This window comes from Providencia sp. PROV269, assembly GCF_028477785.1.
In the GTDB taxonomy this organism is placed as follows: Bacteria; Pseudomonadota; Gammaproteobacteria; order Enterobacterales; family Enterobacteriaceae; genus Providencia; species Providencia rettgeri.
The window spans coordinates 310,805-326,570 of the sequence record NZ_JAMPLV010000006.1 but is presented as its reverse complement, the minus strand read 5'-3'; the positions used below and the strand labels follow the sequence as shown (position 1 = coordinate 326,570).

General features: G+C 38.8%; 14 protein-coding genes and 1 other annotated feature. Of the genes, 9 read left to right on the top strand and 5 right to left on the bottom strand.

The genetic code is table 11. The features are described from left to right. The first annotated feature begins 210 nt into the window (after window positions 1-210). The 4 genes from thrL (at window position 211) to thrC (ending at window position 5,055) form a co-directional block, all read left to right on the top strand. Entirely contained in the window at window positions 211-279 is a 69-nt protein-coding gene (thrL, locus tag PR683_RS20415) for a thr operon leader peptide (RefSeq protein ID WP_071548816.1), read from the top strand. Then, window positions 218-339: a sequence feature (Thr leader region), on the top strand. It overlaps the preceding gene by 62 nt. Window positions 340-363: 24 nt before the next feature. Beyond that, window positions 364-2,823: a bifunctional aspartate kinase/homoserine dehydrogenase I gene (thrA, locus tag PR683_RS11690; protein ID WP_109911987.1), complete on the top strand. Its 2,460-nt coding sequence runs from the start codon at window positions 364-366 to the stop codon at window positions 2,821-2,823. A 3-nt stretch (window positions 2,824-2,826) separates the two neighbouring features. Further along, entirely contained in the window at window positions 2,827-3,756 is a 930-nt protein-coding gene (thrB, locus tag PR683_RS11685) for a homoserine kinase (protein WP_109911848.1), read from the top strand. A gap of 3 nt (window positions 3,757-3,759) precedes the next feature. Then, on the top strand, window positions 3,760-5,055 hold the full coding sequence (gene thrC, locus PR683_RS11680) for a threonine synthase (RefSeq protein ID WP_109911849.1): 1,296 nt from the start codon (window positions 3,760-3,762) through the stop codon (window positions 5,053-5,055). Between the two features lie 126 nt (window positions 5,056-5,181). Here the strand turns inward: thrC and PR683_RS11675 are convergent, their stop codons facing one another. The 5 genes from PR683_RS11675 to PR683_RS11655 all read right to left on the bottom strand — a co-directional run bounded on the left by PR683_RS11675 (window position 5,182) and on the right by PR683_RS11655 (window position 8,933). After that, window positions 5,182-5,829, bottom strand: a complete 648-nt coding sequence (locus PR683_RS11675; protein ID WP_272581797.1) for a hypothetical protein — start codon at window positions 5,827-5,829, stop codon at window positions 5,182-5,184. 56 nt (window positions 5,830-5,885) lie between these two features. Beyond that, complete coding sequence (locus PR683_RS11670) at window positions 5,886-6,074, bottom strand: hypothetical protein (protein WP_272581796.1); 189 nt, start codon at window positions 6,072-6,074, stop codon at window positions 5,886-5,888. Between the two features lie 215 nt (window positions 6,075-6,289). Continuing rightward, a complete protein-coding gene (locus tag PR683_RS11665) occupies window positions 6,290-6,757 on the bottom strand; it encodes a hypothetical protein (RefSeq protein WP_109911850.1) in 468 nt (155 codons plus the stop codon). Window positions 6,758-6,871: 114 nt separating this feature from the next. Next, window positions 6,872-8,257: a Cu(+)/Ag(+) sensor histidine kinase gene (locus tag PR683_RS11660; protein WP_004914721.1), complete on the bottom strand. Its 1,386-nt coding sequence runs from the start codon at window positions 8,255-8,257 to the stop codon at window positions 6,872-6,874. Then, window positions 8,250-8,933, bottom strand: coding sequence for a heavy metal response regulator transcription factor (locus tag PR683_RS11655; RefSeq protein WP_211888421.1), 684 nt, complete (start codon window positions 8,931-8,933; stop codon window positions 8,250-8,252). Before PR683_RS11655 ends, PR683_RS11660 begins: the two co-directional genes overlap by 8 nt. Window positions 8,934-9,087: 154 nt before the next feature. On the opposite strand from PR683_RS11655, the gene PR683_RS11650 reads away from it, so the two are divergent. From PR683_RS11650 to PR683_RS11630, 5 genes are read left to right on the top strand one after another with little or no spacing between them, the layout of a single operon-like run. Then, complete coding sequence (locus tag PR683_RS11650; RefSeq protein ID WP_198635069.1) at window positions 9,088-10,482, top strand: efflux transporter outer membrane subunit; 1,395 nt, start codon at window positions 9,088-9,090, stop codon at window positions 10,480-10,482. Window positions 10,483-10,490: 8 nt separating this feature from the next. Then, entirely contained in the window at window positions 10,491-10,832 is a 342-nt protein-coding gene (locus tag PR683_RS11645) for a copper-binding protein (RefSeq protein ID WP_227024219.1), read from the top strand. Between the two features lie 17 nt (window positions 10,833-10,849). Further along, window positions 10,850-12,118 carry an efflux RND transporter periplasmic adaptor subunit gene (locus PR683_RS11640; RefSeq protein ID WP_110731402.1) on the top strand — a complete coding sequence of 423 codons (1,269 nt, stop codon included), beginning with the start codon at window positions 10,850-10,852 and terminating at the stop codon, window positions 12,116-12,118. A 3-nt stretch (window positions 12,119-12,121) separates the two neighbouring features. Continuing rightward, window positions 12,122-15,259 carry an efflux RND transporter permease subunit gene (locus PR683_RS11635; RefSeq protein WP_110731401.1) on the top strand — a complete coding sequence of 1,046 codons (3,138 nt, stop codon included), beginning with the start codon at window positions 12,122-12,124 and terminating at the stop codon, window positions 15,257-15,259. Between the two features lie 41 nt (window positions 15,260-15,300). After that, window positions 15,301-15,723: a DUF411 domain-containing protein gene (locus tag PR683_RS11630; RefSeq protein ID WP_042851912.1), complete on the top strand. Its 423-nt coding sequence runs from the start codon at window positions 15,301-15,303 to the stop codon at window positions 15,721-15,723. The last annotated feature ends 43 nt before the right edge of the window (window positions 15,724-15,766 follow it).

Here is a 15,766-nt window from a genome sequence, read left to right as displayed (position 1 = left end):
AACTTAAAATTTAAGTTTTTTTGGTTTTTAATACCATCATTGGTGTGATAGGTATCTTTTTGTGAATGTGTTTTTCGCGCTGATAGATAATTTATCAAATAAAAAAAGAGTTTTAAAAGGGATGTTTTGCAAATAAATTTGACAAAATATACCAATTGCTTTAACCGTATAGGGAGAAACTTAAAAGAATCTAAGAGACAGACAGAATCTATGCGTAATATCAGCCTGACTATTATTATTACCACCACCACCGTAACCACAGGAAACGGGGCGGGCTGACGCATCCAAAAAATAAAAATGAAAAAGCCCGCATACTTAACCGATGCGGGCTTTTTTTTGGTGTTAATTCAGGAGAGAAATACCATGCGTGTGCTTAAATTTGGCGGTACTTCGGTTGCAAATGACGAACGAGTACTGAATGTTGCCGACATCGCTGAAAGTAAACTAGCAGATGGACAAGTGGCTTTGGTGTTATCCGCGCCAGCAAAAATCACTAACCATCTGGTTGCTATGATTGAAAAAACGGTTGCAGGACAAGATGTCATCACGCATGTTAATGATGCTGAAATGATTTTTGCTAACCTTTTAAAAGGATTAAAAGAAAAACAACCCGGTTTTGAATATGACCGTTTAAAAAAATTGACAGAGCAAGAATTCGCACAAATCAAACAAGTACTGCATGGTATTACTCTTCTCGGACAATGTCCTGACAGCATTAACGCAGCCATTATCTGCCGTGGCGAGAAACTCTCTATCGCCATTATGGAGTCGGTGCTAAAAGCACGCGGCCATAATGTGACTGTAATTAACCCTGTAGAGAGCTTACTCGCGAAAGGCCATTACCTTGAGTCTACCGTTGATATAAATGAGTCAACAAAACGCATTGCTGATTTAAATATACCGAAAGATCATTTTGTCTTAATGGCGGGCTTCACTGCAGGTAATGACAAAGGTGAATTAGTGGTATTAGGTCGTAATGGGTCTGATTATTCAGCTGCAGTTTTAGCGGCATGCTTACGGGCTGATTGTTGTGAAATCTGGACTGATGTAGATGGGGTTTATACTTGTGACCCGCGTTTAGTACCCGATGCACGCTTGTTGAAAGGTATGTCATATCAGGAGGCCATGGAGTTATCCTACTTTGGTGCCAAAGTTCTCCATCCTCGTACCATCGCCCCAATTGCTCAATTCCAAATCCCTTGCCTGATAAAAAATACCACTAACTTAAGCGCTCCGGGGACTTTAATTGGTGATGGTCAAACTGACGATAGCACACCAGTGAAAGGGATCACCAACCTGAATAACATGGCGATGATTAACGTATCTGGCCCCGGTATGAAGGGAATGGTGGGTATGGCTGCACGCATTTTCTCAGTCATGTCTCGTAAAGGGATCTCGGTCGTCCTGATCACGCAGTCTTCATCAGAATACAGTATTAGCTTTTGTGTCCCGCAAAATGAATTAGTGAGAGCACGTGCCGCACTGGAAGAAGAGTTTTACTTAGAGCTGAAAGATGGCGTACTTGATCCTCTGGATGTAATGGAACAATTGGCGATTATTTCAGTTGTGGGTGACGGCATGCGCACGTTGAAAGGCATTTCCGCGCGTTTCTTCTCCGCTTTAACTCGCGGTAACATAAACATTGTCGCTATCGCACAGGGGTCTTCCGAACGCTCTATTTCTGCTGTTATTGCCAACGAGTCAGCCACAACGGCGGTACGTTTATGTCACCAAATGCTATTTAATGCGGAACAAGTTATCGAGGCCTTTATCATTGGTGTTGGTGGGGTTGGTAATGCATTAATTGAGCAAATTCACCGCCAGCAACAATGGTTAAAACAAAAGCATATTGATTTGCGTGTATGTGGTATTGCTAATTCACGGGCAATGTTAACGGATATGCAAGGGATTGATTTAGATAACTGGAAAGCGGAGCTAGCGGAAGCGAAAGAGCCATTTAGTTTAAGCCGTTTAATTCGCTTAGAGCGTGAATACCATTTCTTGAACCCTGTCATTATTGACTGCACATCAAATCAGGAAATTGCAGAGCAGTATGTCAATTTCTTGAAAGATGGTTTTAATGTGGTCACACCAAATAAAAAAGCCAATACTTTGTCGATGGATTACTACCATCAGTTACGTGCGGCAAGTGAAACATCGAAACGTAAATTCCTCTATGACACTAACGTAGGCGCGGGCTTGCCGGTTATTGAGAACCTGCAAAATTTATTGAATGCAGGGGATGAACTGGTTCATTTCAGCGGAATTTTATCCGGTTCTTTATCATTCATCTTTGGTAAGTTAGACGAAGGCATGTCTTTATCCGAAGCCACAACACTCGCTAAAGAAAAAGGTTTTACGGAGCCAGACCCTCGTGATGATTTATCGGGTATGGATGTGGCGCGTAAATTGTTAATTTTAGCCCGTGAAGCAGGTTATGACTTAGAGTTACAAGATATTGAAATTGAACCTGTTTTACCAACGGATTTTGACAGTAGTGGCGCAGTGCCTGAATTTATGGCACGCCTACCACAATTGGATGAACAATTTGCGCAACGTATAAAAGCCGCAGAAGCAGAACAAAAAGTGTTACGCTATGTTGGATTGATTGAAGAAGGACGCTGTCAGGTTAAGATTGTTGCCGTAGATGGTAATGACCCTCTCTTCAAAGTTAAAAATGGCGAAAACGCACTAGCTTTCTATACACGCTATTACCAACCAATTCCTTTAGTATTAAGAGGTTATGGCGCAGGTAATGATGTTACTGCGGCTGGTGTATTTGCGGATATGCTGCGTACCCTTTCATGGAAATTGGGAGTTTAATAAGTGATTAAAGTTTATGCACCGGCTTCAATTGGTAATGTGAGCGTCGGGTTTGATGTCCTAGGGGCAGCAGTTTCGCCTGCAGACGGTTCACTATTAGGTGATTGTGTAACAGTTGAAGCGGCAGACACCTTTTCGTTGACGAATAAAGGCAAATTCGTTGCTAAACTTCCGAAAAAGAATGAGCACAATATTGTTTACCAATGTTGGCAGCTGTTTTGTGAGCGTCTTGGTCAGCCATTAAATGTTGCGATGACGCTTGAAAAAAATATGCCAATTGGTTCAGGGCTCGGTTCTAGTGCCTGCTCTGTTGTCGCCGCATTGATGGCGCTAAACGAATTTGCAGAGAAACCATTTGATGATACCCAACTGCTTGGCATGATGGGGGAACTGGAAGGGCGTATTTCTGGTAGTGTGCATTATGATAATGTCGCACCGTGTTTTTTAGGTGGTTTACAACTGATTATCGAGCAAAATGGTATTATTTCACAGCCTGTACCTGCATTTGAAAATTGGTATTGGGTTATGGCCTATCCAGGAATTAAAGTATCAACAGCGGAAGCACGTGCGATCCTGCCTGATAGCTACCCACGTCACGACATTGTAAACCATGGTCGATACTTATCAGGGTTCATTCATGCATGTCATACAAACCAGCCGTTACTTGCAGCAACGATGATCCAAGATGTTGTTGCTGAGCCTTATCGTACACAACTATTACCGGGTTTTGCGGCAGCGCGCCAGAACGCAAAAGAAATAGGTGCATTGGCGTGTGGTATCTCTGGCTCTGGGCCAACACTATTTGCTATTTGCGATGAGAAACATATCGCTGAAAATATGGCGAGCTACTTGCAACAACATTATATTCAGAATGATGAAGGCTTTGTGCATATCTGCCGTTTGGATCTGGCCGGGGCAAGGACAATAGGGTAAATAATGAAACTGTATAATTTAAAAGATAACAATGAACAAGTAAGTTTTGCGCAAGCGGTTAAGCAAGGGTTAGGGAAGCAACAAGGCTTATTCTTTCCCCAAGATCTGCCTGAATTTAGTGCGGCTGAAATCGACGAATTATTAAAATTAGATTTTGTCACACGTAGCAGCCGTATTTTAAGTGCTTTTATTGGTGATGAAATTCCATCAGAAGAGCTAGCAGCGAGAGTTAAAGCCGCATTTGCTTTTCCTGCGCCAGTTTCTAAAGTTGAAGATGATGTTGCAACGTTGGAGCTATATCATGGGCCAACCCTCGCATTTAAAGACTTCGGTGGCCGCTTTATGGCTCAGGCGTTAGGTCAAGTCGCTGGTGAGCAACCTGTGACCATTTTGACGGCAACTTCAGGGGATACCGGAGCGGCAGTTGCTCACGCATTCTATCGTCTTAATAACGTGCAAGTTGTTATTCTCTATCCAGAAGGGAAAATCAGCCCGCTGCAAGAAAAACTCTTTTGTACACTGGGTGAAAATATTCATACGGTTGCGATTAAAGATGACTTCGATGCGTGTCAGGCATTAGTAAAACAGTCATTTGATGACGAAGAGTTGAAAAAGGCGCTGTACTTAAATTCAGCGAACTCGATCAATATCAGTCGTTTACTTGCTCAGATCTGCTATTACTTTGAAGCGGTCGCGCAGATCCCAGCAGAAAAACGCGATCAACTAGTGATCTCGGTTCCGAGTGGGAACTTTGGGGATCTTACGGCAGGTTTATTAGCCAAAGCAATGGGCTTACCTGTCAAACGCTTTATTGCAGCGACTAACGTAAATGATACTGTGCCGCGTTACCTTGTTGATGGACAATGGAAACCAAAGCAAACTGTGGCTACATTATCGAATGCCATGGATGTTAGTCAGCCGAACAACTGGCCTCGTATTGAGGAGTTATTCCGCCGTAAAGGTTGGTCCCTTGATGAATTAGGCCATGGGGTTGTGAGTGATGAAGTGACTAAAGAAACAGTACGTGAATTAGATAAAAAAGGATATTTATCTGAGCCACATGCTGCGGTTGCTTATCGTGTGCTGCGTGACCAGTTGCAAGAAGGCGAATACGGGCTGTTTTTAGGTACGGCACATCCAGCTAAGTTTAAGGAAAGTGTTGAAGAGATCCTTAATAAGGCCATACCTTTACCAAAAGAGTTAGCTGAGCGTGCAGAGCTACCGCTACTTTCACACTTTTTACCATCTGACTTTACCCAATTACGCACATTTTTAATGAAATTAGCACCTAAGCAATAAAGAATATGTGGATATGAAAAACGGAAGCAGAAGCTTCCGTTTTTAATGATAAGACCATTTATTGTTAAGGTAATTATATGGTTTCATATTGCCACATCACTTATTCACAGCTAATGAATTTGCCTATTAGAGTGTACTGATGCCGTCGAGGCCATCTCTACCACCATCTGAACCACCGCGTCCCCCTTTACCGCCTTGGCTGCCATTGCCACCATTGCCGCCATTTCCACCTCCAGAACCATTTCCACCATTGCCGCCATTCCCACCATTACTTCCCCCATTCCCCCCGTTTCCTCCATTCCCATTCATTGTGCCATTGCCGCCATTACCACCATTGCCGGTTCCATTACCATTTCCCCCATGGCCACCGTCACCACCGGTAACACTACCATGGCCACCATTTCCACCGTTACCATTACTGCCAGCTTCTGCATTTCCACCGTTACTACCGTTGCCGTTATTTGAACCTGTTCCGCCATTTCCACCATTTTGACCATCACCACCTTGCCCGGCCTGACCACCTAATCCACCTTGACCATGACTTCCATTTTGGCCATGATTTCCGTTTTGCCCATGGCTTGCAAAGCTAAGGATCTTAGAATAATAATATTGACCATTTAATATCGAACATATTTTATTATTAACATCATTAATAATAAGTTCATTTTTTAATGAACAGTTAGATGTAGTATTAAATAAGGAATGAGAATAACTTGAGATGGAATAAGAGCTAATTAATAACAGACTTAATGAAATGCAAACCTTATGATTCATGTATTTCTCCTTTCCCCCTCCAAAAAGAAGGGGGAGAAATTTAATATTGAGATAAATTAATGACCATGTCCGCCATTGCCGCCGTTACCACCATTGCCACCATGACCACCGTTGCCACCATTATGTAGTGAATATTCGGCAGAAAAAGTCATTATATTTTTTGATGATAATTGAGACTCTAAGGAAGTTGCAGATGCTAGTGTTGAAAATAATAATGATGCGATAATAATAGATGCTTTGTACATAATAAATCCTCATTGAAAAGTTTAAATGAATGTGTACTGCAAGTGAATTGTAATTCACAGATTCGAATAATCAATAAAGGATTTATTTATTTAGGTAATAAAAAATGTAATAGGGTAAATCATTATAATAAGCTTTAAACTTACTATAATGATTTTCCGATTAAAATAGACTTTTGTTTTATTTAATTGAACTAAATAATTTTATTTAAAACTAATTATTTGTTATCTTTTGATATTTTCATAATTTCATTTTGAATTGGTGCCGAAGAGCTATTTTTATTGAAACTTAGCATAGTAATAGCCTTCTCACTTTCATTCATATCGGAAAATAATTTAGCCGTTTTTACTATCGGTTTTTTATAGTTAGGTGATTGCTTTTGATGGCGGCTGATCATATTCAGTATTACTGGAGATGTGTTATTTTGAGTAAAATTCAATGCAGTAGCAGCTTGAGTATGTTCATCTAATTGAAGAAATGACTGAGGTGAGTTAATTATATTATTGCCAGAAATACCCGCTTGCTTTAAATGGTTATTAATCGATTTTAGATTGGAATAAGAGGTATTATTTTCAGTGAAACTGAGAGCAGTTGCTGCATTATAATGAATTTCTTTTTCTGTTTGGGCTGCTGTTACATGTGTTGTTACAGCAGAAATCGCTAAAGCAAAAATAATTTTTTTCATTGTGAATCCTTATTAAGTTAAATAATTTATCTTATAACTATAATAAGGCTTTATTTCTGTCTGAATACTGACAACAAAATGACAAAATTGCCATTTATAACGAAATTTTTAATTTTATTTTATAGGTAAAAATACAGTGAAACGTGTTGAAAAATCATCTGATGTTACAGTGATCCTGCCTTTATGTGCTGATACAATCGATTTGACGATAGCTAATCCGATACCGCTTCCTTCATTTTTTCGTTGTCTTGATTTATCCACGCGATAAAACCTATCAAAAAGTTTAGCTAAATGTTCTTCTGGTATTTTTATACCAGGGTTGCTGATGATTAATTCAATTCCCTCTTTTACATTTGAAATATTAATACTGATAGAATCGCCTTTTGGGGTATAGCGGATAGCATTTGAGATTAAGTTAGTAATCGCTCTCCTTAACATGTCTTTATCGGCCATAATAGAGGTTGTTTCACCAATCAGCTTGAGTTTTATTTCATTCTCTTCTGCGAGATATTCAAAATAATCAAATATAAGCTCTATTTCAGTTTTAATATTAATCATTTTTTTCTCTGGAATAAGCCTATTATCATCTGCTTGAGCAAGAAAAAGCATGTCAGATATCATTCGTGATAGACGGTTATATTCTTCCAAATTAGAATATAACACCTCAACTAGCTCTTCTTTACTGCGGTTTTTACTCAGAGATATTTGAGTTTCAGTCATTAAATTAGTAATTGGCGTACGCATTTCATGGGCAATATCTGCAGAGAAATTCGTTTGCCTTACAAAAACATCTTCAATCTTTACTAACATCTGATTAAATGATTTAGTTAATTGCTTTAATTCATTAGGCACAGAGTCAGGGTCTAAACGAACACTTAAATTTTCAGAGGTTACATTCTTTATTTCATCGCTAACTTCTTTAAGTGGCTTGAGGCCTTTGATAACTAAAAAATAAACAACTGCAATAGTAAATAAACACAGTAAAATCGCACTGATTATCAGGTTATATATGAGAGAGCTAAGATAATTATGATGAAAATTAAGAGAAAGAGCCGTTACTAGGCGGTATTGCTGTATATCATTGGAGCGATATACCTTAATTTTACTTTCGGCTAATCGATAACTTTCAAGATATTGATCCGCATTATCTTTAGTCGAGTCATAATTTTTTAGGCGAGAAATGAGGTCTACAGTTGCATTTGAGGAAGTCAGGACATTCCCATTTTGATCTATGAGGTAGACAACCAAATCTTGGTGTTCATTCAAAATAGTTCTGATACGTGAAAATTGTTCATCTTGTGAGTTAGTTTTTTCACTTAATAAACTGCGAATAGTGAGATTTATTTGGCTCAATGTATATTCATCTTGCTGTTTGAAATGTAACATAACTGAATTGATCATGATCGAGCTAAATAATAATAAAGCGAGGGAGAGGGTAATACTGATTAAAACAATAAGACGAATTGAAATAGAGACAGGAGATCGAAATAACTTAATCATTTTCAGGGATCTCAAGTAAATAGCCCATTCCTCTGATGGTATGAATCAATTTAGGTTCATAGCCTTGATCTATTTTAGCTCTCAGTCTTTTAACTGCAACATCAATGACATTGGTATCACTATCAAAATTCATATCCCAAACTTTTGAGGCTATTAGAGAACGAGAAAGAACTTCACCTTGGTGAAGAATAAAAAATTCCAATAAAGAAAACTCTTTACTGGTGAGTATAATTTTATCATTTTCACGGGTAACGCGCCGTTTGATCAGATCAACATACAAATTAGCGATGGTAAATTGTGTTTTTTGGATGCTGTTATTGCCTCTGCGCAATAAAGTTCTCACTCGGGCAAGTAGCTCAGAAAAATCAAATGGTTTAACGAGATAATCGTCAGCACCTAACTCTAACCCTTTGACTCGATGTTCAACATTACCTAAAGCAGTAAGCATGAGTATTGGTGTATTTTTTCCTACACTGCGTAATTTTTTTGCAATCTCCCAGCCGTTAATATCCGGCAACATCACATCAAGAATAATTAAATCATAGTCTTCAGTTGTGGCCATATGCAGGCCTGTAATGCCATTTTCGATTGCATCAACAATAAACCCGGACTCACTTAAGCCTTTAGATAAGTATTCTCTCGTTTTATGTTCATCTTCAACAATAAGTAATTTCATCTTAGACCTAGCAGACAGGTAAACAATACTGCCATTCTAAGCACTACAGTAACGAAATGTAAAATGACAAATTTGTCATTTTCATGTCATGAATCTAACAGTTGTTCTTTTTTACTATAGCCTCAATTTTAATCACTAGAGGCATGGCTATACCATGTATTCCCCAAAAATATTAATTATAGCTTATGCCTTAATTTTGACGGGTTGTGTTTCGCTAGCCCCTGAATATCAACGTCCTAATCTTAATGTACCTCATCAATTCAGTAGCAATATTCCTGATGCAGTAAAGCAGGCTCAAATAGAATTATCGATTCCTAGTTGGGACAAATTTATTCAAGATCCACAAATGAAAAGAGCGATAGAAATTGCGCTTGAGAAAAACAGTGATTTATATCTTGCTGCGTTAGATGTAGAAGAAGCTCGTGTGCGTTTTGGGTTAGCGGAAGCTGAAAAATATCCTCGAGTTAATTCATCAATGAGTGCTGACTACAGCCAATCATTAGAGTCTGGCACATCGTTCAATAAGAAATATAGTGCGGGTATTGATATCAGCTATGAACTGGATTTTTTTGGACGTATTAAAAATTTATCTGATGCAGATAAAGCAAAATTTATCGCTTCTCAAGAGATGAACCGTGCGACACAAATTATAACAATCAAAACGGTAGCAGAAGCGTATTTAGATGTGGTGTATAACCAAAAACTATTATTAATTGCACAAGAGACGAAACAAAGCTACCTCAATAGTCAATCGATAGTAATACAAAAAGTGGAGGCAGGAAAAGCGGGGCTATCAGACTTAGAACAAGCTAAAGGACAAGTTCAGTCTATTTCTATTAATATCGAAAAAATTAAAAGTGAAATTGCAAAAAATGAAAATTTACTGAATTTTTTGACGAATGATTATGTAACAAAGATAAACTCAGAGTTAGGGCACTACGAACCGAATTATCCCTTGATTACAACACCTTCAAATATTCCCTCTGAAATATTATTAAAACGCCCAGATATTATGGCAGCGGAACAAAATATTGTTTCTGAGAATGCCAATATTGGTGTAGCGAGAGCTGCTTTTTTTCCTTCAATTTCCTTTAATACGGGTATCGCAAATAATAACGAGTCTTTAACTGGGCTATTTGATTCTTCAAATGGTATCTGGAATTTTATTCCTAAAATCACGTTACCTATTTTTACTGGAGGATCAAATAGCCGAAATTTAGAGTTGGCAAATATTAGAAAAAATAAAGCGATTGCTAATTATGAAAAAAGCATTCAGGTGGCGTTTCGTGAAGTGAAAGATGCCCTAGTGATCAAATCGAGTTTAGAAAAACAACTTATATCCCAAGAGCAATATGTCAACACGCTGCAAAACGTCTTAATACAGAAACAAGCTAGTTATCGATATGGTGGCTTGAGCTATCTCGATGTTCTTGAAGCACAGCGTAGCTTATTTACCGAACAGCAAAATTTATTGATGTTGAAAATAGAACAGCAGAAGAATGAAATAAATTTATTCTCTGCACTAGGTGGCGGATTAATAAAATCATGAGGGTAACAATGAAAAAATTAAATACGGTATTTTTTGCAATTTCAATGGCGATGTTAGCAGCAACTGGCTATGCAAGCGGCGCTGAACATAACCACTCTATTTATCCAGAAAAAGTCGCAGAACCGACAATCAATACGGAAGGAAAGCTCATTTCGATTGATAAAGAGAACAAGAAATTAACGATTAACCATAAAGAAATTGAAAGTATTGGCTGGCCACCAATGACTATGCGTTTTACTTATGAAAATGAAAATATGATCAACGGTTTACAAGAAAATGATGAATTAAAATTTTCCTTTGTACAACAAGGTAATCTTTCAATGTTGAAATCCATCGAAAAGATAAACTAAATAGGTAGAGAGATGTTATGTCATTAGTTAACCTGACCAAATTGCTATTGGTAATTATTTTATCGAGCGTTATTTCAATTTTATTTTATCGTTATTTTTTCGTTGTAGAAAATAATAGCCAATCAGTTGAAAAACAAGAACGCACCGTATTGTATTGGTATGACCCAATGTATCCCAATACTAAATTTGATCAACCAGGAAAATCCCCATTTATGGACATGGACCTTGTTCCTAAATATGCGGATGAAAACTTGGCTTCAGCGGATAGCAAAGGAATAACAATTAACCCAACACAGACACAAAATTTAGGGCTTAAAACGGTGGATGTAAAGTGGGGAAAATTAAACTATGACTTAACATTTCCAGCTGAAATTGTGTTTAATGATCACCAATTTGCGATCGTACAAGCACGAGAAAATGGTTTTGTTGAAAAAGTTTATCCATTCACAGTCGGTGAGAGGATCCAAAAAGGCGTTCCTATTGCGGAGCTAACGATCCCAGCATGGGTTGAAGCACAAAGCGAATATCTCGCACTTAAACAAATGAATGCGAGCCAACAAGATCTTAATAGCGTCATTGAGCGTTTACGTTTAAATGGTATGCCAGAAGGTGCGCTTTCCCAGTTTATTAAAACAGGAAAAGTGCAAACACGTTTTACCGTTCAAGCCCCTATTTCTGGGGTAATTACTGCACTTAATTTGCGCTTAGGGATGAACGTATCCAAAGAAGTCGTTATTGCACAAATTCAAGGAACAGATCCATTGTGGATTAATGCATCTGTTCCTCAGTCAGTTGCTGAATTACTTAATCAACAAACACAATTTACAGTTTCTATTCCTGCCTACCCTTCGCAGTTATTTAATGTAAAAAACTGGTTGATATTACCCAGTGCAGATCAAGCAAGTCGTACAATTAATATTCGTACAGAAATTGCGGATCCTAACCATTTATTAAAACCGGGTATGACTGCATATTTAAATCTAGTTGCAGAAGGTAAGGAAAGTTTGTTGATCCCATCACAAGCCATTGTGGATTCAGGGAAAAAACAGCATGTTATTGCTGTTGGTGAGAATGGTGAATTTATTCCGAAAAGGGTGCGAGTGCTGAGTGAATCCCAACAAATGACGGCAATATCTGAAGGCTTACAAGTGGGCGAGCATATAGTGACTCAGGGGATTTTCCTAATTGATTCTGAAGCGAATATTGCCGGGGCATTAGCCAAGATGGAAGCGCTTCCCGAACCATCGGCGTCATCTAATCATTCATCACATAAATCTCAGGAGTAGAGTATGTTGGAATGGATTATAAGACGCTCAGTTGCTAACCGGTTTTTAGTGCTAATGGGGGTCGTATTTTTAGTTATTGCGGGTATTTGGAGCATTCGCAGTACTCCTGTTGATGCATTACCTGACTTATCTGATGTACAAGTGATCATCAAAACCACTTACCCAGGGCAAGCGCCACAATTGGTCGAAAACCAAGTCACATACCCGATAACAACCACAATGTTATCTGTGCCGGGAGCAAAAACGGTGCGTGGTTTTTCTGCCTTTGGCGACTCATATGTTTATGTTATTTTTGAAGATAATACAGATTTATACTGGGCTCGTTCACGAGTTTTAGAATATTTAAACCAAGTCCAAAACCAATTACCTAAAGGTGCAGTGGCATCCATTGGACCTGATGCGACAGGTGTTGGTTGGGTTTTTGAATATGCTTTAGTGGATAAAACGGGAAAGCATAATTTAGCGGAACTGCGTTCATTACAAGATTGGTTTTTGAAATATGAATTGAAGGCGTTGCCAAATGTTTCAGAAGTTGCAACCGTTGGCGGTGTGGTTAAATCTTACCAAATCTTAGTTGACCCACTCAAACTTAGCCAATTTTCAGTGACATTACCTGAAATAAAACAGGCAGTTGAAATGGCTAACCAAGAAGCGGGTGGGTCATCGATTGAAATTGCTGAAGCTGAATATATGGTTAGAGCAAGTGGCTACCTTCAATCTATTGATGACTTTAATAAAATCTACCTAAAAACCTCGGAAAATGGCGTCCCCATTTACTTACAAGATGTGGCTCGAATACAGGAAGGGCCCGAAATGCGCCGTGGGGTTGCAGAGCTAAATGGAGAAGGCGAGGTCGTGGGTGGTATTATCTTGCTTCGTTCAGGTGAAAATGCACGTAATGTGATTCATGATGTAAAACAGAAGCTTGAAGATTTAAGTGCTAGCTTGCCGGAAGGCATCGAAATTATCACGACTTATGATAGAAGTATTCTTATTGATAACGCGATTGATAATTTAAGTTATAAGTTACTGGAAGAATTTATTGTTGTCGCATTAGTGTGTGCTGTTTTTTTATGGCATTTCCGTTCTGCTCTCGTGGCTATTATTTCCTTGCCTCTTGGATTATTTATTGCCTTTATCGTCATGCGCTACCAAGGAATAAATGCAAATATTATGTCATTAGGGGGTATTGCAATTGCGATCGGAGCCATGGTGGATGCTGCCATTGTTATGATAGAAAATGCACATAAAAAATTAGAAAAGTGGCAGCATGAAAATGAAGGTAAAGTCATTGATAATGCCCAGCGTTGGAAAGTTATTACGGACTCGGCTGTTGAGGTTGGACCCGCATTATTTATCAGCTTATTAATTATCACATTGTCTTTTATTCCTATCTTTACGTTAGAAGGGCAAGAAGGCCGTTTATTCGGTCCACTCGCATTTACAAAAACCTATGCCATGGCGGGGGCTGCAGCGTTAGCATTAATTGTTATTCCAATTCTAATGGGGTATTGGATCCGCGGTAATATTCCAAATGAAAATAAAAACCCACTGAATCGTTGGTTGATTTCACTCTACAGCCCTATTTTAACTAAGGTATTGGCATGGCCAAAAACAACTTTGTTAATTGGTTTCTTATCTTTATTTACCGTGATATGGCCATTAAAACATTTAGGTGGTGAATTTCTTCCTGCGATTAATGAAGGTGACTTACTTTATATGCCCTCAACGTTACCGGGGGTTTCTCCTGCACAAGCAGCATTTTTACTACAAAATACAGATAAGTTAATCAAAACTATTCCTGAGGTGGATACGGTATTTGGAAAAGTCGGTAAAGCTGAAACAGCTACGGATTCAGCCCCGATGGAAATGATTGAAACAACGATACGTTTGAAGCCGCAAACACAGTGGCGAGAAGGTATGACTCTCGAAAAAATTATTGATGAGCTTGATGAAACGGTGCGTTTACCTGGAGTTGCGAACTTATGGGTTCCTCCTATTCGCAATCGTATTGATATGTTATCTACGGGAGTCAAAAGCCCTATAGGTATCAAAGTATCCGGCAGAGATCTCGAAGAAATTGATGCATTAGCCCAAGAAATTGAAAAAGTCACCAAATCGGTGCCTGGAGTTGTTTCTGTTTTAGCCGAGCGATTGGTTGGTGGGCGCTATATTGATGTCAAAATTGATAGAGAAAAAGCAGCTCGTTTTGGTATGAGCATCAGTGACGTACAAGTTTATATTTCAATGGCGACTGGCGGGGAAATGGTTGGGGAAACGGTTGAAGGGATTGAGCGTTATCCAATTAGCATAAGATATCCTCAAGATTACCGAAATAGTGTATCTGCGATGAAATTGTTGCCAATTTTAACGCCGAGTAAACAGCAAATTGTGCTTAGTGATGTTGCGGATGTATTCGTGAATATGGGCGCTCCAATGTTGAAAACTGAGAATGCAAGACCGACTAGTTGGATTTATATTGATGCGCGCGATCGCGATATGGTCTCTGTTATTAAAGATATTGATGCAGCAATAAAAGATAACATCCAAATGAAGCCGGGTCTTAGCTATTCCTTTACGGGGCAATTCGAATTACTTGAAAGGGCTAATCAAAAGTTAATGTTAATGGTTCCCGCTACCATCATGATTATTTTTGTCTTGCTTTATTTAGCATTCAGACGATTTAGTGAAGCTTTGCTGATTTTATTAAGCTTACCTTTTGCTTTGGTTGGGGCTATTTGGTTCCTTTACTGGATGAACTTTAATTTATCGGTTGCGACAGGAACTGGATTTATTGCATTAGCAGGTGTAGCCGCTGAATTTGGTGTGGTAATGTTGATTTATTTACGCCATGCAATCGAAGATAAAGAAAAACAGCAAGGAATAAGCAGCTTATCAGATCAAGATTTAGACCGTGCATTATATGAAGGCGCTGTTTTACGAGTTCGTCCTAAAGCCATGACGGTTGCTGTAATTTTAGCGGGCTTATTACCCATATTACTTGGAACAGGCGTTGGTTCGGAAGTGATGAGCCGTATTGCGGCGCCGATGATTGGCGGCATGATCACCGCACCGTTATTATCCCTATTTATTATTCCTGCAGCTTATAAATTAATCTGCCAGTTACGTCATAATAAATAATGATGAATATTCACCATGACTATTTTGAAGGTAAATTAAAAATGAAAAAATTAATGTTGAGTGGAATGTTATTACTGTCATTTTCGGCATTTTCTCAAAGCCAGAGCGTGCAATTGTATAAAGATGCAAATTGCGGTTGCTGTGAATTGTGGGGAGAAGGGGTTAAAAAAGCGGGATATAACGTTGAAGTGAACGAAATTAGTTATGATGAATTAAATCAACTCAATGATGAATTGAAGGTCCCTTATAACTTACGCAGCTGCCACATAGCGAAATACAAAGGCAAAGTGATTGTTGGGCATGTTCCTGTGAGTAGCCTTGATGCGATTGATGCTTTACCGGCAGATGTGGTGGGAATTTCTGTTCCGGGCATGCCAATTGGTAGCCTAGGTATGGAGCAGCCAGATGGCCGTACTCAGCCTTATTCTGTGGTGCAGTTTAAAGCAAATGGGGAATATCGTTAATTAAGCTGTATTTCAGTAAGTTGCAGGATTTCCTGCAACTTGT

What these genes read in the sequence shown, in the direction of transcription:
- thrA (WP_109911987.1), top strand. Translation starts at nt 364, where the DNA reads ATGCGTGTGCTTAAATTTGGCGGTACTTCGGTTGCAAATGACGAACGA.
- thrC (WP_109911849.1), top strand. Translation starts at nt 3,760, where the DNA reads ATGAAACTGTATAATTTAAAAGATAACAATGAACAAGTAAGTTTTGCG.
- PR683_RS11675 (WP_272581797.1), bottom strand. Translation starts at nt 5,829, where the DNA reads ATGAATCATAAGGTTTGCATTTCATTAAGTCTGTTATTAATTAGCTCT.
- PR683_RS11670 (WP_272581796.1), bottom strand. Translation starts at nt 6,074, where the DNA reads ATGTACAAAGCATCTATTATTATCGCATCATTATTATTTTCAACACTA.
- PR683_RS11665 (WP_109911850.1), bottom strand. Translation starts at nt 6,757, where the DNA reads ATGAAAAAAATTATTTTTGCTTTAGCGATTTCTGCTGTAACAACACAT.
- PR683_RS11660 (WP_004914721.1), bottom strand. Translation starts at nt 8,257, where the DNA reads ATGATTAAGTTATTTCGATCTCCTGTCTCTATTTCAATTCGTCTTATT.
- PR683_RS11655 (WP_211888421.1), bottom strand. Translation starts at nt 8,933, where the DNA reads ATGAAATTACTTATTGTTGAAGATGAACATAAAACGAGAGAATACTTA.
- PR683_RS11650 (WP_198635069.1), top strand. Translation starts at nt 9,088, where the DNA reads ATGTATTCCCCAAAAATATTAATTATAGCTTATGCCTTAATTTTGACG.
- PR683_RS11645 (WP_227024219.1), top strand. Translation starts at nt 10,491, where the DNA reads ATGAAAAAATTAAATACGGTATTTTTTGCAATTTCAATGGCGATGTTA.
- PR683_RS11640 (WP_110731402.1), top strand. Translation starts at nt 10,850, where the DNA reads ATGTCATTAGTTAACCTGACCAAATTGCTATTGGTAATTATTTTATCG.
- PR683_RS11635 (WP_110731401.1), top strand. Translation starts at nt 12,122, where the DNA reads ATGTTGGAATGGATTATAAGACGCTCAGTTGCTAACCGGTTTTTAGTG.
- PR683_RS11630 (WP_042851912.1), top strand. Translation starts at nt 15,301, where the DNA reads ATGAAAAAATTAATGTTGAGTGGAATGTTATTACTGTCATTTTCGGCA.